This is a genomic window from Amycolatopsis bullii (assembly GCF_014654205.1).
In the GTDB taxonomy this organism is placed as follows: Bacteria; Actinomycetota; Actinomycetes; order Mycobacteriales; family Pseudonocardiaceae; genus Amycolatopsis; species Amycolatopsis plumensis.
Map to the genome: position 1 here is coordinate 385,234 of NZ_BNAW01000002.1, position 25,309 is coordinate 410,542.

At 71.6% G+C, this 25,309-nt stretch carries 23 protein-coding genes and 1 pseudogene; 14 read left to right on the top strand and 10 right to left on the bottom strand.

Translation table 11 applies throughout. The features are described 5' to 3' along the window. Positions 1 to 2: 2 nt before the first annotated feature. Entirely contained in the window at positions 3 to 512 is a 510-nt protein-coding gene (locus IE317_RS04260) for a DinB family protein (RefSeq protein WP_191306703.1), read from the bottom strand. Between the two features lie 204 nt (positions 513 to 716). Here IE317_RS04260 and IE317_RS04265 point away from each other — a divergent pair, with 204 nt between their 5' ends. The 4 genes and pseudogenes from IE317_RS04265 to IE317_RS44285 all read left to right on the top strand — a co-directional run bounded on the left by IE317_RS04265 (position 717) and on the right by IE317_RS44285 (position 4,420). Beyond that, positions 717 to 2,300, top strand: coding sequence for an AMP-binding protein (locus IE317_RS04265; protein WP_191306704.1), 1,584 nt, complete (start codon positions 717 to 719; stop codon positions 2,298 to 2,300). Positions 2,301 to 2,715: 415 nt separating this feature from the next. Further along, complete coding sequence (locus IE317_RS04270) at positions 2,716 to 3,807, top strand: J domain-containing protein (protein ID WP_191306808.1); 1,092 nt, start codon at positions 2,716 to 2,718, stop codon at positions 3,805 to 3,807. Then, positions 3,720 to 4,022 (top strand): annotated as a pseudogene (locus IE317_RS45050) (LysE family transporter); the annotation flags it as partial. The gene IE317_RS04270 and the pseudogene IE317_RS45050, both read left to right, overlap by 88 nt. Before the next feature lie 53 nt (positions 4,023 to 4,075). Next, positions 4,076 to 4,420, top strand: coding sequence for a LysE family transporter (locus tag IE317_RS44285; protein ID WP_229902455.1), 345 nt, complete (start codon positions 4,076 to 4,078; stop codon positions 4,418 to 4,420). Between the two features lie 51 nt (positions 4,421 to 4,471). On the opposite strand, the gene IE317_RS04280 is transcribed toward IE317_RS44285, so the two are convergent. After that, positions 4,472 to 6,943, bottom strand: a complete 2,472-nt coding sequence (locus IE317_RS04280) for a M14 family zinc carboxypeptidase (RefSeq protein ID WP_191306809.1) — start codon at positions 6,941 to 6,943, stop codon at positions 4,472 to 4,474. Positions 6,944 to 7,130: 187 nt separating this feature from the next. Between IE317_RS04280 and IE317_RS04285 the strand changes: the two genes are divergently transcribed. Genes IE317_RS04285 through IE317_RS04295 form a run of 3 tightly spaced genes read left to right on the top strand, consistent with a single transcriptional unit; the run spans position 7,131 to position 9,778 of the window. After that, on the top strand, positions 7,131 to 7,790 hold the full coding sequence (locus IE317_RS04285) for a DUF998 domain-containing protein (protein WP_191306705.1): 660 nt from the start codon (positions 7,131 to 7,133) through the stop codon (positions 7,788 to 7,790). A 57-nt stretch (positions 7,791 to 7,847) separates the two neighbouring features. Next, positions 7,848 to 9,149, top strand: coding sequence for a cytochrome P450 (locus IE317_RS04290; protein ID WP_191306706.1), 1,302 nt, complete (start codon positions 7,848 to 7,850; stop codon positions 9,147 to 9,149). Continuing rightward, positions 9,146 to 9,778: a TetR/AcrR family transcriptional regulator C-terminal domain-containing protein gene (locus tag IE317_RS04295; protein WP_229902456.1), complete on the top strand. Its 633-nt coding sequence runs from the start codon at positions 9,146 to 9,148 to the stop codon at positions 9,776 to 9,778. The genes IE317_RS04290 and IE317_RS04295 overlap by 4 nt, the downstream gene beginning before the upstream one ends. Here IE317_RS04295 and IE317_RS04300 read toward each other — a convergent pair. Then, positions 9,775 to 10,422 (bottom strand): GTP pyrophosphokinase, encoded by a 648-nt coding sequence (locus tag IE317_RS04300; RefSeq protein WP_191306707.1) that lies wholly within the window; start codon positions 10,420 to 10,422, stop codon positions 9,775 to 9,777. The genes IE317_RS04295 and IE317_RS04300 overlap by 4 nt on opposite strands. A 233-nt stretch (positions 10,423 to 10,655) precedes the next feature. Next, positions 10,656 to 11,948: a hypothetical protein gene (locus tag IE317_RS04305; RefSeq protein ID WP_191306708.1), complete on the bottom strand. Its 1,293-nt coding sequence runs from the start codon at positions 11,946 to 11,948 to the stop codon at positions 10,656 to 10,658. 106 nt (positions 11,949 to 12,054) lie between these two features. Here IE317_RS04305 and IE317_RS04310 point away from each other — a divergent pair, with 106 nt between their 5' ends. Next, a complete protein-coding gene (locus tag IE317_RS04310) occupies positions 12,055 to 12,975 on the top strand; it encodes an alpha/beta fold hydrolase (RefSeq protein WP_229902457.1) in 921 nt (306 codons plus the stop codon). Here the strand turns inward: IE317_RS04310 and IE317_RS04315 are convergent. The 4 genes from IE317_RS04315 to IE317_RS04325 form a co-directional block, all read right to left on the bottom strand. Continuing rightward, positions 12,896 to 13,771 carry an LLM class F420-dependent oxidoreductase gene (locus IE317_RS04315; protein WP_191306709.1) on the bottom strand — a complete coding sequence of 292 codons (876 nt, stop codon included), beginning with the start codon at positions 13,769 to 13,771 and terminating at the stop codon, positions 12,896 to 12,898. The two genes, IE317_RS04310 and IE317_RS04315, sit on opposite strands and share 80 nt — an antisense overlap. Before the next feature lie 67 nt (positions 13,772 to 13,838). Continuing rightward, positions 13,839 to 14,471 (bottom strand): alpha/beta hydrolase, encoded by a 633-nt coding sequence (locus IE317_RS44290; protein WP_229902458.1) that lies wholly within the window; start codon positions 14,469 to 14,471, stop codon positions 13,839 to 13,841. Then, a complete protein-coding gene (locus tag IE317_RS44295; protein WP_229902459.1) occupies positions 14,366 to 15,151 on the bottom strand; it encodes a hypothetical protein in 786 nt (261 codons plus the stop codon). The genes IE317_RS44290 and IE317_RS44295 overlap by 106 nt, the downstream gene beginning before the upstream one ends. A 35-nt stretch (positions 15,152 to 15,186) precedes the next feature. Further along, on the bottom strand, positions 15,187 to 15,981 hold the full coding sequence (locus tag IE317_RS04325; RefSeq protein WP_191306710.1) for a hypothetical protein: 795 nt from the start codon (positions 15,979 to 15,981) through the stop codon (positions 15,187 to 15,189). A gap of 190 nt (positions 15,982 to 16,171) precedes the next feature. On the opposite strand from IE317_RS04325, the gene IE317_RS04330 reads away from it, so the two are divergent. Further along, on the top strand, positions 16,172 to 16,897 hold the full coding sequence (locus IE317_RS04330; RefSeq protein WP_191306711.1) for an alpha/beta fold hydrolase: 726 nt from the start codon (positions 16,172 to 16,174) through the stop codon (positions 16,895 to 16,897). On the opposite strand, the gene IE317_RS04335 is transcribed toward IE317_RS04330, so the two are convergent. Then, a complete protein-coding gene (locus IE317_RS04335; protein WP_191306712.1) occupies positions 16,888 to 17,883 on the bottom strand; it encodes a hypothetical protein in 996 nt (331 codons plus the stop codon). The genes IE317_RS04330 and IE317_RS04335 overlap by 10 nt on opposite strands. A 52-nt stretch (positions 17,884 to 17,935) precedes the next feature. Between IE317_RS04335 and IE317_RS04340 the strand changes: the two genes are divergently transcribed. Both IE317_RS04340 and IE317_RS04345 read left to right on the top strand, forming a co-directional pair. Beyond that, on the top strand, positions 17,936 to 18,511 hold the full coding sequence (locus IE317_RS04340) for a TetR/AcrR family transcriptional regulator (RefSeq protein WP_191306713.1): 576 nt from the start codon (positions 17,936 to 17,938) through the stop codon (positions 18,509 to 18,511). Beyond that, positions 18,508 to 19,485, top strand: coding sequence for a hypothetical protein (locus IE317_RS04345; RefSeq protein ID WP_191306714.1), 978 nt, complete (start codon positions 18,508 to 18,510; stop codon positions 19,483 to 19,485). Before IE317_RS04340 ends, IE317_RS04345 begins: the two co-directional genes overlap by 4 nt. Before the next feature lie 4 nt (positions 19,486 to 19,489). On the opposite strand, the gene IE317_RS04350 is transcribed toward IE317_RS04345, so the two are convergent. Next, positions 19,490 to 19,690: a hypothetical protein gene (locus tag IE317_RS04350; protein ID WP_191306715.1), complete on the bottom strand. Its 201-nt coding sequence runs from the start codon at positions 19,688 to 19,690 to the stop codon at positions 19,490 to 19,492. 271 nt (positions 19,691 to 19,961) lie between these two features. Here IE317_RS04350 and IE317_RS04355 point away from each other — a divergent pair, with 271 nt between their 5' ends. From IE317_RS04355 to IE317_RS04365, 3 genes are all read left to right on the top strand, one after another. Next, positions 19,962 to 21,212, top strand: coding sequence for a hypothetical protein (locus tag IE317_RS04355; RefSeq protein WP_191306716.1), 1,251 nt, complete (start codon positions 19,962 to 19,964; stop codon positions 21,210 to 21,212). 390 nt (positions 21,213 to 21,602) lie between these two features. After that, positions 21,603 to 24,740, top strand: coding sequence for a family 43 glycosylhydrolase (locus IE317_RS04360; protein WP_191306717.1), 3,138 nt, complete (start codon positions 21,603 to 21,605; stop codon positions 24,738 to 24,740). A 133-nt stretch (positions 24,741 to 24,873) separates the two neighbouring features. Then, positions 24,874 to 25,218 carry a hypothetical protein gene (locus IE317_RS04365; RefSeq protein ID WP_191306718.1) on the top strand — a complete coding sequence of 115 codons (345 nt, stop codon included), beginning with the start codon at positions 24,874 to 24,876 and terminating at the stop codon, positions 25,216 to 25,218. Positions 25,219 to 25,309: the final 91 nt, after the last annotated feature.

The following is a 25,309-nucleotide window of genomic DNA, read 5'->3' on the forward strand; positions in this document are numbered from 1 at the left end:
CGCTATCGGCCGGTCACGCCGTCGATCAGCTCGCGGCCGACATCCACGTGCCCGGCGTGCCGGGCGAAGCTCTGCACCAGGTGGCACAGGATCCACGCGAACGTCGGGTGCTCTTCCGCGCCGCCGCGGCGGGTCGTCCGGGCGGCCCGGGCGCCCAACGGTGTGCTCGCGGCGAGCCGGGCGCAGTTTTCGCGCTCCGCCAGGAAGAACGCCGTGATGTCCGCCGAAGTTTCTTCCGGAGCGACGAACCACTCCTGCTCGGCGGTGCCGGGCCAGGAGAAGTCGACGTCTTCGCCGGCGAACAGGTATCGGATCCAGAACCGTTCGGTGCAGGCGAGGTGCTTGACCATGCCCAGCGGCGTCCACCCCGACGGCAGCACACTCCGCCGCAGGTCGCGTTCCGAGAGGCCGTCGAGCTTGCGCAGGACGGCGGTGGCGTTGTGGTCGAGGTAGCCCAGCAGCAGCGCGCGCGGATCGGCCAGGGTGGGCGGGGGTTCGGGCGTCTCGACCATGATCAAGAAGCTACTGGGCGGCAGCCCGCGACGCCGTGATCCCGCGCGCCCACGTCGGGGTGACCCGGGGTCCGCCCGGCGCGGTCACGCCACTCGCGTCGCCTTCTCATCGCTGTCGTCATCGATACGACATTGCGTCTTCTCGACGGTCGCAACGAGTGTTACGTTCCCGAGGGGCGGGGCGGCCGAGACCGAGGAGCGACGATGCAGCTTTCTCCCAGCGCTCACACCGACTCGTTCTGCCGCGACCGGCTGCCACCCGGCGACCAGTGGCCGCGGCTGGTGTTCGACCTGCCGGAGCTGCACTACCCCGACCGCCTCAACGCCGCGACCGCGTTGCTCGACGAGACCGCCGCCCGCCTCGGCGCCGACCGCCCCTGCCTGCGCTCGCCGCACGAAACGTGGACCTACGGCGACGTCCTGGCCCGCGCCAACCGGATCGCCCACGTCCTCACCGCCGAACTCGGGGTCGTGCCCGGCAACCGCGTGCTGCTGCGCGGCACCAACACGCCGTGGCTCGCGGCGTGCTGGCTGGGCGTCCTCAAAGCCGGGGCCGTCGCCATCACGACCATGCCGATGCTGCGCCGCCACGAGCTCGACAAGATCGTCGAGAAGGCACGGCCGAGCGTCGCCCTGTGCGACGAGCGCCTGCTCGGCGAGCTGCCACCCGGCCTGCCCGTCGTGTCCTACGGCACGGAACTGGCCGAACGCTGCGCCCGCCACCCGGCCACCTTCGCCGACGTGCCGACGGCCGCCGACGACGTCGCCCTGCTCGCCTTCACCTCCGGTACGACCGGGACGCCGAAGGCGACCATGCACTTCCACCGGGACCTGCTCGCCATCGCCGACACGTTCTCCCGGCACGTCGTCCGGCCCACCCCGGACGACGTCTTCTGCGGGACCCCGCCGCTGGCCTTCACCTTCGGACTGGGCGGCCTCCTGGTGTTCCCGCTGCACGCCGGCGCGTCGGTGCTCCTGCTGGAACGCGCGACGCCCAAGGAGCTGGCGTCGATCGTCGCCGAACAGGCGGTGACCGTGCTGTTCACCGCCCCGACCGCCTACCGCGCGATCCTCGGCTCCGGCGACGGCCCCCTGCTGGCCGGGGTCCGGCGCGCCGTCTCCGCCGGGGAAGCACTCCCGGCCACCCTGGCCGAGCGGTACCGCGAGGTCGTCGGATCGCCGTTGATCGACGGCATCGGCAGCACGGAGATGCTGCACGTGTTCATCTCCGCGGCCGACGGCGACGCGCGCCCCGGCCGGACGGGCAAGGTGGTCCCCGGCTTCCGCGCCGCTGTGCTGGACGTCGACGGCCGGCCGGCTCCGGACGGCACGCCCGGGCTGCTCGCCGTCCAGGGCCCCACCGGCTGCCGCTACCTCGACGACCCCCGGCAGGCCGACTACGTCCGCGACGGCTGGAACATCACGGGCGACACGTACGTCCGCGAACCCGACGGCTACTTCCGCTTCGTGGCGCGCAGCGACGACATGATCGTCTCTTCCGGTTACAACATCGCGGCTCCCGAGGTCGAAGAGGTGCTCCTGACGCACCCGGACGTCGAGGAGTGCGCGGTCGTGGGCACCCCCGACCCGGATCGGGGCGCGGTCGTGACGGCCTTCGTCGTGCTCCGGCCGGGCGTCGCCCCGGGCCCGGACGTCGCACACGCCCTGCAGGAGCACGCCAAAGCCGTCGCCGCGCCGTACAAGTACCCGCGCCGGGTGCGCTTCCTCGACGCACTGCCGCGCAATGCCAGCGGCAAGCTGCAGCGGTACCTGCTGCGCGAGCGCTGACGGGGGTGACGGGCCCGCTGCCGAGGTGGGGTGGCGGTGGGCCCGTCACGTCTGAGGGGTGTCGAGGACATGGCTCAAGCGTAGCCGAAGATTCGAACACATGTTCAGGGCCATTCAGGTAAAACCCGGCTACGAACTGTCACGCGAAACTCCGACATTCTCCGCCACGACAACACTTCCGGGTGACAAGAGTCCTCAGTGGACGGTCCACGCCAAACCGGGGCACCCGCCGTCGCGCAGGACCCCCGGCCGCGCCACGTCGAAGCGTCCGTTTCCGGGCCGTCACCGGCAAAACTCCTCACACCGCCCTGACCTGCACCGAGGACCATCACCCCGCCGCGCCGCCGAGGCGGTGGCAGCCGCCGCGACCCGACCCCATAAAGTCTTCGCGCAGCCATCGGAGGTGACCACCCGCGTGCCCGACGTCGACTACTACGAGGTGCTCGGCCTCCGCCGCGACGCCACGGCGGCCGACGTCAAGACGGCCTACCGCCGGCTGGCCAAGACCATGCACCCGGACGGCGGCGGCACGGTCGGCACGTTCCGGCTGCTGCGCGAGGCCTACGACGTCCTGAGCGACCCGGCCGCCCGCGCGCGCTACGACTCCGGCCGCGCGACCGTGGTGCCGGTGCCGGTCCGGCCGCGTCCCCGGCGGCGCTTCGGCGACGAGCCCGGCTTCGTCCCCGACCTGCCCGAGCTGGACGCCGAGGACCTGAGCTGGTGGCACGTCGCCGGCGAGGACACCCGGACGCGGCACGGCCGCCGCCGCGGGCCAGGGCACACGCCGGTGGTCGTCGCGGTCGCCGGGATGGTGCTGGTGCTCCTGCCGCTGGTCACCGGCGTCGGGTTCAGCACGCCGGTGCTCATCGTCTGGCTGCTGCTCACGGCCGGCACCGCGCTGCTGGTCCAGCGGCTGGCGCGCGGGTACCTGCGCGACGCGAAGGCGCGCGAGGCGTACGCCGAGGAGTTCGGCGGCCGCACGGTGTTCGGCGCGCCCGGCACCGAGCGCGACGAGCTGGCCGAGCGGCTCACCGCGGACCTGCTCGAGGGCTACCTGACCCGGCTGCCGGGCGCGCGCATCTTCCACGGGCTCGCCTGGCCGGGTTCGGTGTTCGCCGACGTGGACCACGCGGTCCTGTGCGGGAAGCGGCTCGTGCTCATCGAGTCGAAGCTGTGGCTGCCGGGCCATTACGAGACGGCGGAGGACGGCAGGCTGCTGCGCAACGGCCGCCCGTTCCGCGGCGGCGGCAGCCGGCTCACCGAAAGCCTGGCGGCCTACCGCGGCTTGCTGCCGGATGTGGCGCTGCGGGGCGCGATGATCGTCTACCCGAGCCGCAGCGGCGAACTGACCACGGCGGATCCCGGAGAGCTGGCGGTCGCCCCGATGACCCCGGAAGAGTTCCTGCACGAGATCGGCGAATGGCTGGCGGCGGATCCGTCCACTGTGGACCACGAGACGCTGCGGAGGCTGCGCGACCAGGTGGTCGGAGGCGGCCGGGCCGCGTGAGCGCGGCGGCCACGCTCGGCACCGTTCTGCTGGCCTACCTCCCGGCCGCGATCACCCCCGGCCCCAACTTCGTCCTCATCGCCCACACCGCCGCCACCGGAACCCGGCGCGCCGCGGTCGCGATCGCGCTCGGCGTGGTCGCCGCGGGCGGGCTGCTGGCCGCGGTCGCCGTCTTCGGCCTGGGCACTGTCCTGGCCCGCACGCCGTGGCTGGCGACGGCGTTGCGCGTCGCGTGCGGTGGCTATCTCGCCTGGCTGGGCATCCGGCTGTGGCGGCCCCCGCGGCCCCGCCCGCCGGGCGATCCCGCGAAGCGACGGCGAGGCGCGGCAACGCCTTCGGCCGCGGCGTCCTCAGCAACCTCACCAACCCGAAGGCCGCCGCGTTCTTCGGGAGCGTCCTCACCGCCACCCTGCCGCCGACCGAACCCACCGCCGTCAAGGCCGCCGCCGTCGCGCTGATCGTCGCCGCCTCGGCCGGCTGGCACCTGAGCGTCGCCCTGCTGTTCTCCTCCCCCGCCACCCGGCGCTGGTACGCCCGCGCCGAACCGGCCCTCAACCGCGTCGTGGGCACGATTCTCGTCGTCCTCGGCGTCATCCTCGCCACCACGCCGTGAAGGCCTCCCCGCGCGAGCGAGGAGGCCTTCACGAACGGAACCGCACTACTACTACCGGACGCCGCCCGAGGCGCGCTGCTTCTGCGCGTGCGCGGAGCGGGTGCAGACCTCGCCGACGTCGACCGTCTGGCCGCGGTCGGCGTAGACGTCCGCCACGCCGACGAGCTTGCCGTTCGGCGACGAGCAGGTCAGCTGGTAGGCCTCCTTCGTCCCGTAGGTCGGCGGGATCGGCGACGAGAACGAGACGTCGCCGGTCCAGTCGTCGACCGCGTTCGGGTCGGCCTGGTCGTAGTTGACCACCACGGCCTTGTAGTCACCGGCCGGCGGGTCGAACAGCACGGCGTGCTCGGACGTCGTACCGCCGTTGGCCGACGAGCTGACCAGGTTGCCCGCCGAGTCGTAGATGAACAGGTCCCAGTCGGTCGAGGTGCTCGCCCAGTTGATGTTGACGCTGAACTTCCCGTTGTCGACCTTCGGCAGGCCGTCGACGTGGAAGGTGAACGAGTCACCCGTGGGGTCGGCCGGGTAGTTCTGGTTGATCGCCGGAACACCGGGCGGGTTGGCGACCGCGTAGCCCTGCTGCGCCGGACCCTGCGGATCGCGCCCGTACCGGCCGGCCACGTACGGCCGCGTCGACGGGTTGACCGACCAGGCGAAGCGCCCGCCGGTGGCGGTGAACTTCGAGTTCAGGTCGTCGGTGATGTAGATCGGCGGCTTGGTGGAGCCGTCGGGCTGGATCACCGGCGACGTCGGCGTCTGGAACGTCTTGTGCAGCTTGAGCTGGTAGCCCTTGGGCGCCGAGCCGATCAGCGTCGAGTGCTGCTGCGGGTCGGCCGCGTTGCCCAGCATGTCCAGGAACGCCTGCCGGTTGCCGCCCTTGCCGGCGCCGGCCGCGGGGGCCAGGCCCGCGTACTCGGCCACGACGCTGTCGGCGTAGGGCCCGTGGAAGCCGTTGCCGCCCACCTCGATGGTGAAGCCCCAGCCGCCGGTCGCCCAGTACGACCAGTCCTCGGTGCTACCGGTCGTGTCGTAGAGCGCCCAGCTCGGCTCGCTGGTGTAGCCGTTGCGCGAGGCCAGCTTGTCGCCGAGGGCCTTGTACTGCGGCTCCTCCAGGGGCGGGCGGACGTCGGCCACGCCCGGCGGACGCAGCACGAGCGCCGCGACGGTGTGCATCGTCAGCAGGTTCGTCACCTGGCGCGAGGACACGATCGAGCGGACGTTGCGCACCTCGGGCTCGCTGAACGGCGCGGACCCGCGGAAGGTGTCGCCGCTCCAGGTCAGCTCGGCGCCGGCGCCGCCCCAGAAGCCGCCGTAGTTGCGGTTCGGGTCGGTGCCGCGCACGCGGCCGCCCGGGTTCGCCTTGCACACGCCGGTCGCGAACTGCGGCGGCGAGTCGTTGACGTTGCAGTTCTTGCGCTTCATCTCGTAGTCGAACCGGGTGAAGTCGCCCTTGGGCTCGGCCTCGCGGGAGATCTCGAAGCCGTCCGGGTTGATGATCGGCACGACGATGTTGCGCGTCTTGCTCACCAGCGACCGGATGGACGGATCCTTCGCGTAGCCGTTGACCAGCTCGTACGCCCACTCCATGACGTGCTCACCGGCCGGCCACTCCCGGGCGTGGTGCACGCCCATGGTGAAGTTCACCGGCTTGCCGTCGGTCAGGTTCTTGACGTCCGTGGCGATTTCGACGCCGACGACGTCCCGGCCTTCCCAGGTCGATTCCGGCATCGTGAACGCCGAGACGAGGTTCGGGTTCTTGCGAGCCAGTTCTTTCATCTCGAAGTTGTACTCGTAGAGGTGCCGGTAGCTGGTGCGCCCGGACGGCAGCGCCGAAGCGGCGGTCGTGGCGGCGTACTGGCGGTCGGTCTTCGCGTCCTGGACCGACTTGGCCGACAGGTCCGCCTCGATGACCTTCGACTTGAAGCCGCTGTCCTTCAGCGTCTTGCGGTCGGCGTCGCCGGCGAGCACGACCTCGACCCCGGTCGCGTCACCCTTCTCCGTGACGTCGAGGCCGAGCGCGGTCAGCTTGTTCTTGTCGGCGCGCGTGGGCGTCTCGACGCGGACGAGTTCCGCGCGCTGGGCCGCCGGGGCGGTGCCGGTCGGCGTGCCCTGCGGCGTCAGCGCCAGGAAGTCGACCCCCAGCTGGACCCGATCGGCCGAGCCGCCGTACCGGCAGCCCTGGACGACGAGCTCCTGTCCCTTCTTCACGAAGCTTTCGGCGAGTTCGTGGCTGCGCAACGCCGCCGAGGCGGCGACCACCGCGCCGGTGGCCTTGTCGAACACGGCGACGTCCCAGTCGCCCTCCGCGCCCTGCGCCGCCTTGAGCCGCGCCTGGACGAGACCGTCCACAGTGGACGTCAATTCCCGGCGATCGGTGCCCGAAGTGCCCTTGGGCAGCACCTTCGCGAAGCACGAACGGGCCACCGGCTTGTCGGCGCGCAGGATGTTCTGCGCCGCACCCGCCGTGCCCGCGGGCAACGCGACGAACGTTCCGGCCAGTGCGACGGCCGAAGCCAGCAGCACCAGCCGTCTTGGTGAATTCCCCACAGGAAGCGACCTCCTTGACCGAGACCGGCACGCACGGACGTACCGGAACCGAGCGACCATAGTGGAGGAAATCCGGCCGAGGACACCGCCGTAAGTCGTACACCGTTCAACCCGCTTCACCCGTTTCACGGGAGTTCAACCACCGGTCGGCTACCGTCGGTCCATGGTCACGTTCCCTGCGCGACGGGTGTCGGTCGCGGTTTCGCTGACGGGCATCGCGGCCTTGGTGCTCGGCGCCGGCCTGGTGCTGCTGCTGCAGGTCATCCCGCCCACCGACCAGATCAGCGTCACCCGCCGCACGATCAGCGAATACGGTCTGTCCGACCACAAGTGGGTCTTCGACCTCGCGGTCGTCCTGGTCGCCCTCGGCTCGGCGGCCGGCCTGGTGGTCCTGCGCGGCCAGCGCCGGCTCCCGGTGCCCGCGGCCGTCCTGGGGACACTGTGGACGGTCGGGCTGCTGGTCATCGTGGCGTTCCCCAAGCCGGACTGGGCGACGGTCTCCCGTGCGGACTTCGGCGGCACGCTGCACCGGATCGCGAGCGTGGTGGCGTTCGTGGCCCTGCCACTGGCGGTGCTGGTCGCGGCGCGCACGGCGTTCCCGTCGTCGCCCGGGCGGCGTTGGCTGGCGGTCGTGCTGGCGATCGCGTCGCTGGGCTGGTTCGCGGTGATCCTGGGCGCGGTGGTGGTGGCCGCGGCCTCGGACGGGCGCTGGTGGACGTTGATCCCGCTCGGCCTGGTGGAACGCGGGATGGCGCTCACGGAACTGGTCGCCTTGGGCGTGCTCCTCGCACCGCTCGGACAAAGGTCCGGACAACCGCGATAGCCCCGGCACCGGCCGCCGATAACCTACACTGTAGGTACGCCGACCGGAGGGGATGTCATGACCGGAGCCCTGGCCTGGACGAAACCCGTGGTGCGCTGGGGCCTCGGCCACGCACTCCCCCGGACCGTGCTGCGCCGCGAGGCCCGGCGCGGTGACCTGCAGGGGCGGATGGTGGTCGCCGCCGCCGACGGCCGGGACCTCACCGGCCTGTTCGAGGAGATCCGCGACGCCGGTCCGCTCGCGCGCACCCGGTTCGGCTGGATGACCACCACCCACGCCGCCGTCCGGGAGGTGCTCTCCAGCGAGGACTTCCGCGTCGGCGTCTTCGGGTCCGACGGCTCGGCGCTCGGCCGGCTGGGCCAGTGGGCGGCGGGCGAGCACCTGCACCCGGTGCGGCCGCCGTCGCTGCTGGCGGTCAACCCGCCCGAGCACACCCGCTACCGCAAGCTGGTCACCGGTGTGTTCACCGTGCGCGCGGTGGAGCAGCTGCGCGGCCGGGTGCAGGAGATCGCGGACGGCCTGCTCGACGCGCTCGACCCCGGCGCCCCGCTGGACCTCGTCGAGACCTACTGCGGCCTGCTGCCGGTGACGGTCATCAGCGAGATCCTCGGCGTGCCGCCGTCCGACCTCGGCAAGGTGCTGTCCCTGGGCGCGGCCGCGGCGCCCAGCCTCGACCTGGGGCTCGGCTGGCGCACGTTCCGCCACGTCGAGACCGCGCTGGCCGAGTTCGACGCCTGGCTCGGCGAGCACCTCGACCACCTCCGCCGCCACCCCGGCGACGACCTGTTAAGCAAGCTCGTCGCGGCCCGCGACGGCGGCGTCGGCCTCACCGAGACGGAACTGAAGTCGACCGCGGGCCTGGTGCTGGCCGCCGGCTTCGAGACGACCGTCAACCTGCTCGGCAGCGGCATCGCGCTGCTCGCGGGTGATCCCGGGCAGCTCGCCGTGCTGCGGGACCGGCCAGAGCTGTGGGGCAACGCCGTGGAGGAGGTGCTGCGGTACGACCCGCCGGTGCTGCTGACCGGCCGGATGGCCACGCGCGCGACCGAGGTCGCCGGGGTTCCGCTGCCGCGCGGGGCGCTGGTCACGACGGTGCTGGCGGGCGCCAACCGCGACCCGGGCGTGTTCGCCGATCCGGCCGTCTTCGACGTCACCCGGGCCCGCGCGCGCGACCACGTGTCGTTCGGCGCCGGCCGCCACCACTGCCTGGGTGCGTCGCTGGCGCGGATGGAGGGCGAGATCGGGCTGCGCACGATCTTCGACCGGTTCCCCGGCCTGCGGGTGCTGCCCGGCGGCCGCCGCCGGTCGACGCGCATCCTGCGTGGCTACGAAAACCTGCCCGCGGTGCTCGCGCCGTGACGACCCGGCGCGGCCGTCCCCCTCAGGGTGTCCTGTCGCGAGAACGGATTCTGCTCGCCGGGCTCGCGCTGGTCGACGAGGAGGGCTTGGCCGCGGTCAGCATGCGGAAGCTGGCGGGACGGCTCGGCGTCGACCCGATGAGCCTGTACAACCACGTCGACGGCAAGGACGCGCTGCTGGACGGGATCGCCGAGGTCCTGCTGGCCGCGATCCCCGCGCCGCCGGCCGACGCGGACCTGCGGGACACGATGTCGGCGCTGGCGCACGGGTTCCGGGCGGCGATGCTCGGCCACCCGCGGGCGGCGCCGCTCGTGCTCACCCGCCGGCTCGCGTCGATGACGGCGCTGGCCCCGGTGGAGGCGGTGCTCGCCCCGCTGCTCGCGGCGGGCTACCCGCCCGATCGCGCGGTGCACGGGCTGCGGGCGGTGCTGGCGTTCCTCATCGGCACGCTGATGCGCGAGGTCGAGGCCGCGCCGACGCTCGGCGGCAGCGGCCGGCGCCTGGCGGACCTTGCGGCGTCCGGACTGCCCGCGGTCGCCGCGGCGGCGCCGTATCTGGCCGTGTGCGACCACGAAGCGGAGTTCGAATTCGGGCTGCGGATCATGCTCGACGCGCTGAGCGAGCCTTAACGGATCCGTTCGTGCAGCGCGGCCATCCGCCGGTCGAGGTCGGCCGCGGTCCGGGCGGCCGCGGCGAGCTCGCCGGCGAAGTCGGCCGGGACGCTGTCGCGGTACTTGTAGGAGAGCTTGTGCTCCACCGCCGCCCAGAAGTCCATGGCGATGGTGCGCAGCTGGACTTCGACCTTGACCTTTTCCACCCGGTCGGACAGGAAGACCGGGATGCGGACGATGAGGTGCAGGCTGCGGTAGCCGTTCGCCTTCGGGTTGGCGATGTAGTCCTTGGTGCGCAGCAGCTCGACGTCGTCCTGCGCGGTGAGCATCCGGGCGACCTCGTGGACGTCGGAGACGAACGGGCAGACGACCCGGATCCCGGCGATGTCGTCGAGGACGTGGGCCGCGGAGACCCAGTCGCCGCCGAGACCGCGGCGGCGCACCTTTTCCTTGATCGCCTCCGGCCGCTTCACCCGGCTGGTGATGTGCTCGATCGGGTCGTGCTGGTGGACGAAGTCGAACTCCTCGCTGAGGATCCGCAGCTTCGTCATCAGCTCTTCGATGGCGAACTTGTACATCAGCAGGAATCGCGGGAGCTGCCCGGCGACGGCGAGCTCGTCGGCCGCCTCGCGCAGGTCCTCGGCCGCCGGGTCGGTGGTCACTGAAGCCTCAAGCTGTCGTCGGTCGTTGTCCGGGCGCAAGGGTACTGCGCTTCATCCGGAGAACGAACGGCGGCGGGCCGGAGTTCCCATCATCACCGGTTCGGGTGATTGGTTCGAGGGTTTGTGAGGCTGGGCTGGACCGGCTCGGCCGGCACCGGACCGAGGCGCTGGGACGGGAGCAGAAGCCGGACCCGGACCGCGGCGTGGGCCGCCGGCCCGGGTCCGGGGCCTGGTCAGCGTCCCGCGGTGGTCTTCCCGGCCGCGGCCACTGCGGCGGCGACGCACTGAGTCGCCGCCGCGGCGGCGGCATCGGCCTTTTCGCCGGCCTTGGTGCCTGCCTTGTTTTCGGCCTTGTTGTTCTTGGCCTTCTGCTGGTTCTCGCCCTTCTGGTTCTCGGCCTTCCGGCTTTCTTCGGCGGCCATGCCCTGCTGCTCCGCCGCAGCCGGATCCGCTGCCTGCGCAACGCAGTTCAGGATGGCCGCGCAGTCCTGCGCGGAGAGAACGATCCGGCCCGCGCCCTGCTGCTGCTCCGCCATACCGTTCTGCTTCGCCGCATCCTTCTGGCCGGCGGCTTCCTTCTTGGCGGCCTTACCGTTCCGGTCGGCGCCGTTCTCGTCGGCAGCGTCCTGCTGGGCGCCCATGCCCTTGTCCGCGGCCATGCCGTTCTCGTCGGCCGCGCCGCCCATGCCGTTGTCGGCGGCCATGCCGTTCTCCTCGGCCTTGCCGTTCGCCATGGCGTTGGCGTCGGCGGCGCCGGTGGCCTGGACCAGGCACTTCTGGACCACCTCGCAGGCCTGGACGGCAGCGGCATCCTGCGCCGCGGCCTTCTCGTCGGCGGCGTTCTGGCGCCCGGCCATGCCGTTCTCCTCGGCCGCGCCCTTCTTGGCCGCGCCCTTCTTGTCGGCCGCACCGTTTTCGGCCGCCGCAGCCTTCTTCCCCGCCATGCCGTTCTCGGCCGCCGCACCGTTCTCCGCGGCCGCGGGCTTCTTCCCCGCCATGCCGTTCTTGTCTGCTGCCATACCGTTCTCGTCGGCCGCGCCGTTCCCCGCCGCCATCCCGTTTTCGTCGGCGGCCATGCCGTTTTCGTCGGCGGCACCGTTCCCCGCCGCCATACCCTTGCCTTTCCCGACACCGGCAGCGGCAGCGGCAGCGGCTTTGTCCTTCTCCTCGGCCATGCCGTTCTGCCCCGCCGCCGCGATCGCCGCGCACTGGGCCGCCACTTCGTTCGCCGCCACCTGATCGACGCAGCCCGAGGCTTTGCGCTGCTGCTCGATCTGGTCGACCACCGCCTGGCGGTTGGCGATCCGAGCCTCCGACTGGGCGTCCGGGGCCGCGCGCTGGCTCGAAATGAACGTCAGGTTGTTCTGCAACGCCGTGTCCAGACCACCGCACTTCTCCGTGGCCGCGTTGCTCGCCGGGCTGGTCAACGCGATCGCCGCCGCCGTGGCGCCTGCTACTCCCACCAGTGCGGCGAGTCCGATCGTCGCGGGTTTGCGGTGTCGTCCTGTCGTGCGCACTTGGGGCATCAGCCCCTCCTCTCGGGTCGCCACCTCACCAGGGCACACGGACGAACCGGCGAAGCGGTTCACCGGAACCTGACTGTCCACTATGGAATGAATACGATGTGTTACCATGGAGTGGCACCATGAAACCTGGGGAGGGTTCATGATCGGCCGGTTCAAGAGCGCCCGCAGCGAAGAGCGTTACCTCGCCGCCTACGACGAAATCGCCGCTCGCTGGCCGGTGCCGGTGCGGGATCTCGACGTCGGCACGCGCTACGGCCCAACCCGGGTCCGGGCGAGCGGCGCGGCCGGGCCACCGATCGTGCTGCTGCCCGGCATCATGGGCACCTCACTGTCCTGGTTCCCGCACGTCGCGGAACTGGCCGCGCGGCACCGCATCTTCGCCGTCGACACGCTCGGCGAACCCGGGCGCTCACGCCAGACGCGGCCGATGCCCACCGGCGAACACTGCGCGGAGTGGCTCGCCGACGTCCTCGACGGGCTCGGGCCCGAGAAGTTCCTGCTGGCCGGGGTGTCGCGGGGCGCGTGGCTCGCGCTCACCCTGGCCGCCCACGCGCCCGGCCGGATCGCCGGCGTGGTCGCCTTCGAGCCACCCGGCTTCGCGCCGATCGGCCGGAAGTTCCTGTGGTGGAGCGTGCGGGAGGTCGCGACCTGGTTCGACCCGCGCCCCCGCGCGGCGGTCCGGCGCACCCTGCGGCCCCTGCTGTTCGGCGGCCTCAGGTTCCGTGCGCACCACCCGCCGCAGTACCTGCTCACCGACGACCAGCTGCGCGCGGTGAGCGTCCCCGTCCGGCTGATCCTGGGCGAACGCAGCGTCATCCACTCCGCGCGGGAGGTCGAACAGCGGGTGAAGGCACTCAACCCGCTGTTCGACGTCGAAATCGTGCCGCGCGCCACCCATGCCCTGCCGCTGCAGCAGCCGGAGCTGGTCACCGCGCGGATCCTGACCGCTAACCGAGTTCCGCCAGCTGCGGCACCGCCGGGGCCATCCCCTCGATCCACGCCGCGGGAGAACCCGTCGTCGGGGTGACGATCGCCGTCTGCACGCCGAGTTTCGCGTACGCCGCCATCGAACGCACGAAGTCGTCGCGGGTCTCCGGGGTCGGGCGCGGGTTGTTGGCCAGGACCGTCTTGCGGATCGTGTCGTAGTCGCGGCCGAGGTCGTCGCAGTGGCGGCGCAGCACGTCCAGCTTGTGCGCGACCTCCTCCGGCGACGTGCCGAAAATGTTGCACGCGTCGCCGTACTGGGCGACCAGCCGCAGCGTCTTGCGCTCCCCGGCGCCGCCGACGAGCACCTTGGGCCGGTTGATCGGCTGCGGCGAGCACAGCGTTTCCGCCAGCTGGTAGTGCTTGCCCTCGAACGGGCCGTTGTCCGCCGGGTCCCACATCTGCCGGCAGATGCGCAGCGTCTCCTCCAGCCGCTCGAACCGCTCGGCGACCGGCGGGAACGGCACGCCCATCCCCCGGTGCTCGCGCTCGAACCACGCGGCCCCGATGCCGAGGGCGGCCCGGCCGCCCGAGAGGACGTCGAGCGTGGTGACGATCTTCGCCAGCAGCCCCGGGTGCCGGTACGTCACGCCGGTGACGAGCAGGCCGAGCTCGATCCGGGACGTGTGCGCGGCGAGGTAGCCGAGCGTCGTGTAGCCCTCCAGCATGTTCGACTCGGCGGGCAGCCCGGTGGGCTCGATCTGGAAGTAGTGGTCCATGAAGGACAGCCAGGTCGCGCCCGCTTCCTCCGCCGCGGAACCCACGCGGGCGAGCTCGCCGGCGATGGCGGACGTCCCGCCGTCGATGTCGAAGATGGGCAGGTGGAAGCCGAGTTCCATGAAACAAGCTCCTGACGTGGTCGGTGTGTCCCCACGCTAGGACCTGGAGTGCGCTCCAGGGCAAGCCTCAACCCACGGCGGCGGCGAAGAAGTCCGCCACCGCCCGGTCGGACACCGGGCCTTCGGTCACCGGCACCCCGGCCGCACGCAGGCCGGCCGCGAACTCCGCCGACTTCCGGCCGCCGTTGGCGAGCAGGAACGGCGGTGCGCCCGGGCCCGCGTACGTCAGCGGGCTCGCCGCGCGCAGCGTCGACGGCGAGCGGCCCAGCGCCATGAGCACCGACGCGCGGGTGAGCGGATCCAGGCCGGCGAGGTCGAAGCCGGCCGGGGCCGACAGGGCCGCCACCGCGCGGACCGTGCTGTCCTCGCCCGCGTACTGGCCGGTGTCCTGACCCCGCACGACGCCGAGCAATGACGCCAAGGTGCCGCCCGTGCCGGTGCCCGCCACCGCGATCCGCGCCGGGTCGACGGCCAGCGCGGCCGCGTTGGCCTTGAGGAACCGGACCGCGCACCGGGCGTCGTCGAGCGGGGCCGGCCACGGCGCCGCGGGCGCGAGCCGGAAGTCGATCACGGCGACCGCGAACCCCCGGGCGGTCAGCTCGTCCCGCAGCGGGCCGAACCGGGAGCCGGCGAGCAGCGCCCCCGGCCCGGTGGGCTCGCGGTTGCCCAGGACCAGCCCGCCGCCGTGCAGGAACAGCACCACCGGGACCGGCGGCCCGCCCGCCGAACGCCGGTAGACGTCCATGGCCAGCGGAATCCCGTCGGCGCGGCAGTACTCGAACGTGCCCTGGCCCGTGTCGAGCAACGTCGAAGCGGCGGGTCCGGTGCTGCTCTCGCCGGCCGCGACGGTGCCCGCCACGCCGTCGCGAGCACCGCCGCGAGCACCGGGAACAGCACGATCCACGCCAGCACCCGCCGCGGCGCGGACGGCCACGGGTGCGCGCGGCGCCGGGACACGAGGAGGAACCCGTACAGCGCGACGACCTGCAGCCCGGCGGCCACGTAGTCGGTGAAACCGGCGATCGTGTCCGCCGGCTGCCACGCGTCGAACCGCGTCAGCAGCCCGAGCGGACGGCTGACCACCCACAGGACGAGCGCCCCGGCCGACGCGAGCGCGCCGAAGTGCGCCGTCTTGCGCGTCGGCCACCCCAGCACCGCGACGGCGGCGACGATCCCGACGGCGGCCACCGCGCCGAACAGCATCGCGTACAGCTGCCAGACCCGCCACAGCGCGGGCAGCGCGGCCGCCGGGATCGCCGCGCCACCGAGCGCGGCGAAGACGGCCGTGACCAGCAACGGACCCCGGCGCAGCGCCGGCGGCGCGGTCGACGGCGTCATTGACGGGCGGCGCGTGCCGGGATACCCGTCGACGACCTTCATGCCGCCAGTGTCACCCTCGTGGCGCGAACGCGCACCTACTTGCGGGCCGCCGTGTAGTTCCGGAACAGCAGGTAGGTGTCGAGGACGTCGGACGACGCGCTTTCGACCGACCGGTAGATCCCCCACTTCGGGCGGACGTAGTCGCCCTGGTCGGGGAGGTTGACGTTGCTCATGCTGCCCTGCGCGGCGACCGGCGCCCCGGACCCGGTGCCGTTGCGGATGACGCAGGCCGCCTTGCCCTTCGCGCCCGGCGTGAACGTCCACTCGATGGTGATCCACTTGTTCCGCAGCGGCGACAGGTCGGTGGCCGCGATGCTCGGCGAACCGGAGTTGGCGTACGCCCGGGCGTTGAGCAGCTCCTTGCCGCCGCTGCGGGTCAGGTCGAGCGTCACCCACGGGCCGCCGTTGGTGGACGGCGTCTTCGTCTGGAAGATGTGGGTGAACTTGCTGGTGCCGTGCAGCGAAGACGGGATGTACATCTCGTAGGAGAGGGTCCACGTCTCGCCGTTGTGCATCTTCAGCGTGGTGCCGTTCTGCACCATGCCCTTCGACTCGGTGCGCTGGCGGTCACCGCCGCCGGTGGTGTCGCGGTCGTCCTTCCAGATGCTGAAGCGGTAGTGGTCGCCTTCGACCACGACGTACTTGCGGTCGGGGTGGTGGTGGCCGCGGTCGGCCTCGATGCCCTCGAAGGCCTTCAGGCCGTCGGTGGCGGGGTCCGGGTGCCACAGCGGGGCCGCGTGGGCGGGGAGGGCGGCGCCGAGGACGATCGGCACGGCGAGAGCGGAGACGGCGAGCGAGCGCAGCGCCGTCCGGCGGGGGAATTCCGGCATCGTCGGTGTGTCCTTCCTGACGGAGTACGGCAGGGGTGCACATCGGCCGGCGGACGGGCCCGGAGAATCCGGGCTGGTCATCCGATGTCTTGCGCTAAAAAGCTAGAAGAGACAGCGCTTTCTGTCAACGCCCACCCGGTTGCGGTCGCGGTCGGCCAAGAATTCATCGGACTGCTGTAGGTTCGCGAGCATGGACTACTTCCGCGGCCGCGACGGCCGGGAACTCGCCTACCGCACCGTCGGTGACGGGCGGGCGCTGGTGTTGTTCCACGGATTCACCGGCTCGGGACGCGACTGGCTCGGTCCCGCGGCGGTGCTCGCGGACCACGGGCACCGGGTGATCCTCCCGGACCTGCGCGGCCACGGGGCGAGCGCCGCCCCGCACGACGCTGCGGCGTACCCGCCCGATGTCCTGGCCGACGACGGGCTCGCCCTGCTCGGCCACCTCGGCCTCGACGACTACGACCTGGGCGGCTACTCGTTCGGCGCCCGGGTCGTGCTGCGCCTGCTGGCCCGCGGCGCCCGCCCGGGCCGTGCGGTCGTGGCCGGCCAGGGCCTCGACGCCGTCCTCAAGACGGCTTCCGGGACCGGCGGCTACCACGCCGTCTTGACCGCGCTGATCGACGGCGAGCCCGTGGCTCCCGGATCGCCGGCGTACTGGGTCCGGCAGGGCGGCGGTGATCCGGTGGCACTGCGGCACGTCCTCGGCACCCACGTGCCGACGACGGACCTGCACCGGCTCACCACGCCCACCCTGGTCCTGGTGGGCGACGAGGACGCCGGCCACGCCACGGCCGAAGCCCTCGCCGCGGCACTGCCGGCCGGCTGCTTCACCCGGGTGCCGGGCACCCACTACACGGCGATGAGCAGCCCGGAACTGACGGCGGCGATGGTGGAGTTCCTGGCTCAGGCGTAGCACTCGGCCAGTGCCCCGAACGCCTCCTTGGGTTCCCACGGGACGCCCGGGTAGGTCTCGCCGTCCCCTTCCTCCAGGACCTTCACCACGCCCGGGCTCGCCATGTCCAGGTCGGTCCGCGGGTCGGCCCGGTGCACCAGCCCGTAACACACGAAGGTGCAGGCGAACGCCGCGTCGACGCCTTCGGTCGTGAAGACCTCGACCAGTTCGCGCAGGTAGCGGGCCTGCTCCTGTTCGTCCCGGACGTAGTCGCCCTTCAGCCGGACCGGGAGGTCGTCTTCGTACTCGAGGATTTCGCCGGAGCGGGCACCCAGATCCGCCGCGCCGCGGTAGGGCGTCACGCCGAATTCCGTGATCGCCACCGGTTTGCCCGCCGCGACGAGGTTCCGGACGCCCTCGCGGTAGAGGTGCTCGACCTCCTTCGAGCGGTGCGCGTCCACCGAGACGATGTCGAAGGGCGCCCAGTCGACGCGCTCCAGCGGAATCGCCGCGTACGTGACGCGGCCGCCGAACCGGGCCCGGACGATCTCCACCGCGCGGGCCAGGAACGCGTTGATCCGCTCCGGCAGCGTGGCCACGAGTTCCCGCGACGCGAGCAGGTTTTCCAGCCGCTCGGGGAGGCTGCCGCCCGGCAGGAAGCCGTGGCAGAACAGGCTCAGCTCGGCGCCCGTGACGAACACGATCCCGGCGCCCGCCGCGCGCAGGCGTTCGGCTCGCTCGGCGGCGTCGGCGAAGAGGTCCAGCACCTCCTCCGGGCCGCGGTCCCACGGGAACGGCGAGAACCACACCTCCAGCCCGAGCGCGGCCGCCTCGCGCGCGGCGAACTCGATCCGGTCCAGGTCGGTGCCGATCAGCCGCACCGCCGTGCAGTGCAGGTCGTCGCGGATGATCCTCAGTTCGCGGCGCACGAGGTCCGGGTCGAACGGGCGGTTGAAGCGCCCGCCGAGCTCGAACCCCGTGTCGTAGCCGATGCCCTCGGCTCGCATGCTTCCTCCCAGTCATTAAGGTACGGTTCGTACCGTACTCTATACTGGGCCCATGGCGAAGACGCGGCGCCGGGGCACCGAACTGGAAGAGGCGATCCTGCGCGCGGCGGCGGCCGAGCTCGCCGAAGCCGGCTATCCCGGCCTGACCATGGACGGCGTCGCGCAGCGCGCCGGCACCAACAAGAACGCGATCTACCGCCGCTGGCCGAACCGCGCCGCGCTCGGCGTCGCCGCGTACCGCCACCTCGCCGAGGACACGCTGAAGCCGCCCGACACCGGCAGCCTCCGCGAAGACGCGCTGACCCTGCTGCGGGCGATCAACTGCGGCCAGACGTCCCCGGCCGCACGGGCCCTGCGCAGTCTCCTCACCGGCGTGGGCGACGAACCGGACCTCCGCGAGCAGCTGCACGAACTGGCCGCCGAAGGCGGTGCCGCCGCCTGGCTGACCCTCGTCGGCCGGGCGGTGGACCGCGGCGAGGCCCGGCCGGGAGCCCGGCACCCGCGCGTCGCGACGGTGGCACTCGTGCTGCTGCGCAACGAATACCTCACCCGCGGTCTGACCACAGTGGACGAAGAAGTGCTCGTCGAGATCGTCGACGAGGTCTACCTGCCGCTGGTGCGCGCATGACGCCCCGGCTGGCTCGTCACGAGCGGATCGCCGCCGTCCTCGCGGAAGCCGGCGACGACCTCCTGGCCGCGGCCCGCCCGCTCGGCACCGGGATCGGGGGCTCGTCCTGGCTGCTGCAGGCGGCCGGCGAACCGGTCTTCGTCAAACGGGTCCCGCTCACCGACGTCGAGCTGGCGAACCCGCACTCGACGGCCGACCTCTACGGGCTGCCGCCGTGGTCGCACTACGGGGTCGGTTCCGCGGGCGGCGGCGCGTGGCGCGAGCTGGAAGCGCACCTCATGACGACGGCGTGGGTCCGCGGCGGCGAGTGCGAGAACTTCCCGCTCCTGCACCACTGGCGGCTCGCGCCGGGCCTGCCTCGCCCGCGCGCCGACATCGAGGCCGACGTCGCGTTCTGGCACGGCGACCCCGGCGTGCGGCGCCGCCTGGAAGCGCTTGCGGGCGCGCGCACCGACCTCGTCCTGTTCCTCGAGTACCTGCCGCACGACCTCGCCGGCTGGCCCGGTGACGATCTGCCGCTCGAGGAAGACCTGCGGCGCATCACCGGCTTCCTGGCGGCGCAGGGTGTCCAGCACTTCGACGCGCACTTCGCCAACATCGTCACCGACGGCGAGCGGCTCTACCTCACCGACTTCGGCCTCGCCGTGGCGCCGGGTTTCGACCTTTCGGACGCCGAAGCGCAGTTCCTCGCCGAGCACGCCGACCACGACCGCGCCTACGTGCTGACCCACCTGCTCAACCGGCACGTCCGCGGCCTGCGGGCGTGGCCGGATCCCCGCGCCCGCAACGACTTCGTCCGCGCGTGCGCTGCCGGGGACGTACCGGACCAGGCGCCGCTGCTGCGCCGGTACGCCCCGCTGGCCGCCGTCGTCAACGACTTCTACTTCGCGCTCCACACCGAGAGCCGGAAGACGCCGTACCCGCGCGCCGCGATCGCCGAGCAGCTCGCCCGCGCGGGCGTCCTCGAGAACTGAGCCGTCACCGCGCCACCAGGTACAGGCCGCCCATGATCGCCGCGATCGCCGCACCGATCGCGGTGACGAGCACGGATCCGGTGGTCAGGTAGAGAGCCCCGGTTCCGACCATGATTCCCTTGATCATATCCAGAGCCGCGGTGATCCGGTTCTTGCCCGGCTGACGCGACCCGTTGGCCTTCGACGGATTGACGCTTTTGCTCATCTCAACGGGTCCTCTCGTCCCTCGCGGCGGACCCCCGGACCCGGGAATCGCCGTAACGAATCCGGACGGCCGGTCGACTTTTGGGGTACTGTGCGAACTTCACGGTAAGGACGGCAGGACACGGAACTGCCCCACCGCCTGGAGCCTTTCGTGGCCGTTCGCTGTTTCTCGCCGCCGGAGCCTGGTCGATGTTCGCCGACCGTCGCCTGGGCTCGCCCCACGTCGTCGGCCTTGGCCGCCGAAGCCGTCCGGCTTCACTTCCGGAGGAACCGTGACCGACCCGTCAGGCGCGCGGCGCGGCCCTTCAGCCACCTCGACGACGGAGATCGAAGCAGCGCTGCGCTGGCTGGCCACGCGACGGCACGCCCGGCCGCTCGCCCTACTGCAGCATGCCGTCGATGAGCCGGGAAGTGAGTCGGCGGTCCGGCTCGAGCCGCTGGTCGCGCCCACCGCATCGCTCGGCGAGGGCACCCCGGCGGTACGGGCACTCGCCGTCTGGGGCTTGATCATCCACGCCGTGAACCGGATCGGGTCGAACGAGGAATCGCGACGCCGCAACGCGCTTCACGCGGCTTTCCGCCTGGAGCGGCGACCCGAAATCGCGGAACCGTGGAAATCGACCCTGGAAGGGCGGTTCAGCCAGCTGCTGGCGTTGCCGGGCGTCTTCGGTGACCCACCACCGACCACCACGACACCGATGCACCGCGCCTGGCGGGACGGTGTCGCGCAGAAGCTGGCCCCGATGATCCGGGACCACCTCGTCCGGCTCGCCGGAGATCCCGGCAGCTGGGAGCCTTACCTGGCCCTCGCCCGCTCGCGCGAAGCCGGCGTCGGTGACAACACCCCGGCGTCCGGTGTCCGGCCGGAGGATCCGGCGGCCGGCTACCGTTCACCCACCGAGGGCGCCCAGCCGGTGTTCGTGGTCTTGTTCATCACCACCGTCTTCATGCGGCACAAGACCGCGTTCCGGCGCATCACCGAACGATTGGTGACCGCACAGGAGGACGGCGTCGACGGGTACTTGGCCCGAGCACTGACCGGATTCGGCTGGTCGGCCGATGATCCCTCCAACATCCCGGTCAGACCCCTGTGGAACTGCCGTCTGGAGGACCCAGTACGCTCTCGCACCGGGGAATCGCTGGTCACCAAACTGCGGTTCCCTCGGCCTTTGCTGCGTAACGAAAGTCATTTTTTCGTTTCCGAAGCAATCGATGATCACATCACGGAGGAACGACGCTGGGTCAATGTCGAGATAGATCACCACGGCATCGCACCGGGGCGCCTTCTCCACGGGCACATCCCCGTCTCCGGCCTGACCATCCGGATCAGGTTCGACGACGCGGAACTGCCTGACGCGTGCTGGTGGTACGCCGAACAATCCGAACGGCAACGACTCACCCCACCCCCTCGTGACGACCCGCGTCGGCTGCAGATCATCGACGGCAACGTGGAGCACACCTTCACCGAGCGTTGCCATCCCCGCGACAACTACGGTGTCGCTTTCTCCTGGCCGGATTTCTGAGTCAGAACCGGGGCGCCCGGCGCGCCCAGAGAGGATCGCAATCAATCATGGACGGCAAAGGCACCAGCAGCGGCGGCGGAAACACCGGAAACTAGCCGCACGGTCACCGAAGTCCGCAAAGGCCACCCGGAGTAATTCCGGCGTGGCCTTTGTCAACAGCACCTTCGACGACGGAACGTAACGAAAAGGCGAGTCGTCATCCTGTCGGTTGATACCGATCGAGTTGCCGAACAGGTGCAGCCAGTCCGCCGGTGACACCGTTGTCAGCACCGGGACACCGCCGCCCCGGCTCTTGACCACCGGACCACGCCGACCTAGAGTCAGCGTACCCGAGTCATGTTAACGTTAACATGCGCAGGTCCCCGACGTGCCCCGAAGGAACCGACAACGATGAAGTTGTTCTCCCCACGCCGTTTCGGCGTCGTGCTGGCCGTCGCGGCCGCACTCGTCCCCCTCGGCGGCGCCGGCGCCGGCGCCGCGCCCGCCGACACCGGCACCGGACTCCGCGCCGCCGCGGACACCCTGTCCGTTCCCGACATCGACGACGTCCGCGGCAACCTCACGCTGCCGGCGAGCGGCCCGGACGGGACGAAAGTCGCCTGGACGTCCTCCGCGCCGTCGGTGATCACGCCGACCGGTGAGGTCACCCGGCCGGCGACCGGCGCCGCCCCGGCGAAGGTCGTCTTGACCGCGAAGGTGAGTCTCGGCCGCGAAAGCACCACCCGGCGGTTCACCGCCACCGTGGTCCCCAAGCCGGTGCAGCAACCCCTGGCGGGCTACAGCTTCTTCTACTTCACCGGCGAAGGCACCTCCAACGGCGAGCAGATCTACTCGGCGCTCAGCAAGGGCAACGACCCGCTGAACTGGACCGAGCTCAACAACGGCCAGCCGGTGCTCAAGTCGAGCCTCGGCGAAATGGGCGTGCGCGACCCGTTCATCCTGCGCTCCCCCGACGGCGACAAGTTCTACCTGCTGGCCACCGACCTGCGGATCTACGCCGGCCGCGGGTGGGACGCCGCCCAGCGCACCGGGAGCCGGTCGATCATGGTCTGGGAGTCGACCGACCTGGCGCACTGGTCGCGGCAGCGCAGCGTCCAGGTGTCGCCGCCGACCGCGGGCAACACGTGGGCCCCGGAAGCCTTCTGGGACGCCAAGCGCGGCACGTACGTCGTCTACTGGGCCTCGAAGCTGTACGCGGAGAACGACCCGAACCACGTCGGCGACAGCTACAACCGGATGATGTACGCGACCACGCGCGACTTCCACACCTTCAGCGCGCCGCAGGTCTGGATCGACCCGGGCTACTCGGTGATCGACTCGACGGTCATCAAGAACCAGGACACCTACTACCGGTTCACCAAGGACGAGCGGAACAACACCTCGACGACGCCGTGCAGCAAGTTCATCACCGAGGAGAAGGCCACCGACCTGCTCGACCCGCACTACGGCTTCGTCGCCGACTGCATCGGCAAGGCCACCGCGACCAGCCCCGGCCTGTCCGCGGGCGAAGGGCCGACCGGGTTCAAGTCCAACACCGAGAACAAGTGGTACCTGTTCATCGACGAGTTCGGCGGGCGCGGCTACGTCCCCTTCGAGACCACCGACCTGAACTCGGGCAAGTGGACGATGTCGGCCGGCGCGCACCTGCCCGCGTCGCCGCGGCACGGCACCGTCCTGCCGGTCACGCAGGCCGAGATGAACCGGCTGAGCGCGCCCCCGGCGCCGGTCAAGGCCGACGCGAAGGGCCTGGTCGCGCACTGGCCGCTCGACGCGAAGTCGGGCACGGTCGCGGCCGACACCACCGGGCACGGGTACGACGGCGCCCTCGCCGGTGACGTCTCGTGGGCCGGCGGCTCGCTGGCCTTCGGGGGCAGGAACGGGCACGTCCAGCTGCCGAACAACCTGCTCACCGGGGCCGCCGCGGCGACCGTGTCGGCCGACGTCCTGGTCGATCCGAACCAGCAGACGCCGTACTTCCTGTGGGGCCTCGGCAACACCGCGAAGGACGGCACCGGCAACGGCTACCTCTTCACCACCGGCGGCACCGCGAGCGGCGGGTTCCGCGGCGCCATCGCCACCGGCAACTGGACCACCGAACAGGCCGCCGGAGCGGGCGGGCTCCCGCGCGGGGTCTGGAAGAACGTGACGCTCACCGTCGGCAACGGCGTCGAGGTGCTCTACCTGGACGGCGTCGAGGTCGCCCGCAACGCGAACGCCACCATCAAGCCGTCGGACCTCGGCGGCGGTGTCACCGCGGCGAACTACCTGGGCCGGTCCGTCTACGCGAGCGACAAGACCTTCACCGGCAAGATGAAGGACGTGCGGCTGTACAACCGGGCGCTGTCCGGGTCCGAGGTCGCGTCGCTGCCGTCGAACAGCACCGCGATCCGCTCGGTGCAGCTCGACGCGCTCAAGACGCCGGCGGTGATCGACGCCGGTGCCGGGACGGTCGTGCTGCCGGTCAAGCCGGGCACCGACCTGCGCCGGCTCGCGCCGAAGTTCGAGCTGGCGCCGGGCGCGACCGGCAAGCCGGACAACGGGAAGACCGTCAACCTCAGCTCGCCGAAGCAGTTCACCGTGACCGGCGCCGGCGGCGACCGTCGCGTGTGGACGGTGGAGGCGCACGAGGTGCGCAGCCCGGTGCTGCCCGGCTACCACGCCGACCCGAACATCGTCGCGTTCGGCGACACCTACTACCTGTACCCGACCACCGACGGCTTCGACGGCTGGAGCGGGACGAAGTTCTCGGCGTGGTCGTCGAAGAACCTCGTCGACTGGAAGGACGAGGGCGTCATCCTCGACCTCGGCAAGGACGTCGGCTGGGCCGACAAGAACGCCTGGGCGCCGACGATCGCCGAGAAGAACGGGAAGTACTACTTCTACTTCTGCGCCGAGGCGAAGATCGGCGTCGCGGTGAGCGACTCCCCGACCGGCCCGTTCGTCGACTCCGGCAAACCGCTGATCGCGAAGAACCCCGACGGCGGCCAGGCGATCGACCCGGCGGTCTTCATCGACCACACCGGAAAGCCGTACCTGTACTGGGGCAACGGCAACGCCTACGTCGTCCCGCTGAACGACGACATGGTGTCCTACGACCCCGCGAAGATCACCCGCCTGACCGGCCTGGACGACTTCCGCGAGGGCCTCTTCATGGTGGAGCGGAAGGGCACGTACTACCTCAGCTGGTCGGTCGACGACACGCGCAGCCCCGACTACCGCGTCGCCTACGCCACGGCACCGAGCCCCACCGGACCGTTCACCAACCGCGGCGTGATCCTGAGCAAGGACGCCCACCTCGGTGTCCTCGGCACCGGGCACAGCTCGATGCTGCAGGTCCCGGGTACCGACGACTGGTACCTCGCCTACCACCGCTTCGGCATCCCGGGCGGCGACGGCACCCACCGCGAGACGACGATCGACAAGCTGACCTTCCGCCGCGACGGCACGATCGCGCCGGTCGTCCCGACGCTGGAGAGCGTCCGGCCGCAGCGGATCCCGTGGCACTGCGGGGCGGTCCGGGCGAGCTGACCTCCGGGTGGGCCACTCGTCCGGGTGGCCCACCCGATGCGGTGAGACGGAGATCACCAGCGACGGCGTTTACCCCAGCTTGCCCGGGGTAAACATCCGCCGTTCGGGTTGCTCCAGCTTCGGGAGTCGTTTGATGACCAGCGTCTTGACCGACAACCTCGGGAATTCGCGTCCGGTCCCCCGGCCGCGCCCGCGTCCGGTCACGTCCGACACGCTCGCGGAGCTCGCCCGCCTGGCGGCGCTGGCCGAGCTCGCCCGGCGCTCCTCGCCGTCCCTCATGCACCACGCGATCCTCGCCGGCACCTCCCCCGCCACGGTGGCGGCGGCCGCGAAGGTCGACGTCGCCGAAGCGCACATCCGCTGGCACGAATGGGCCGACACGGCGGTCGGCCGCGACGAGTACCTGCGCGTGCACACCGCCTTCGCCGAGGCCGTCGTCGCCCGCCACGAGGCCCTGGAGGAAGAGCTGTGCCCGTGACCACCGAAGAGACGACGCTGGCCGACCTGGCCGCGCTCGGCGACGCGGCCACCGAGCTGCTGGCGGAGATCACCGAGCAGCTGGCGGCCGT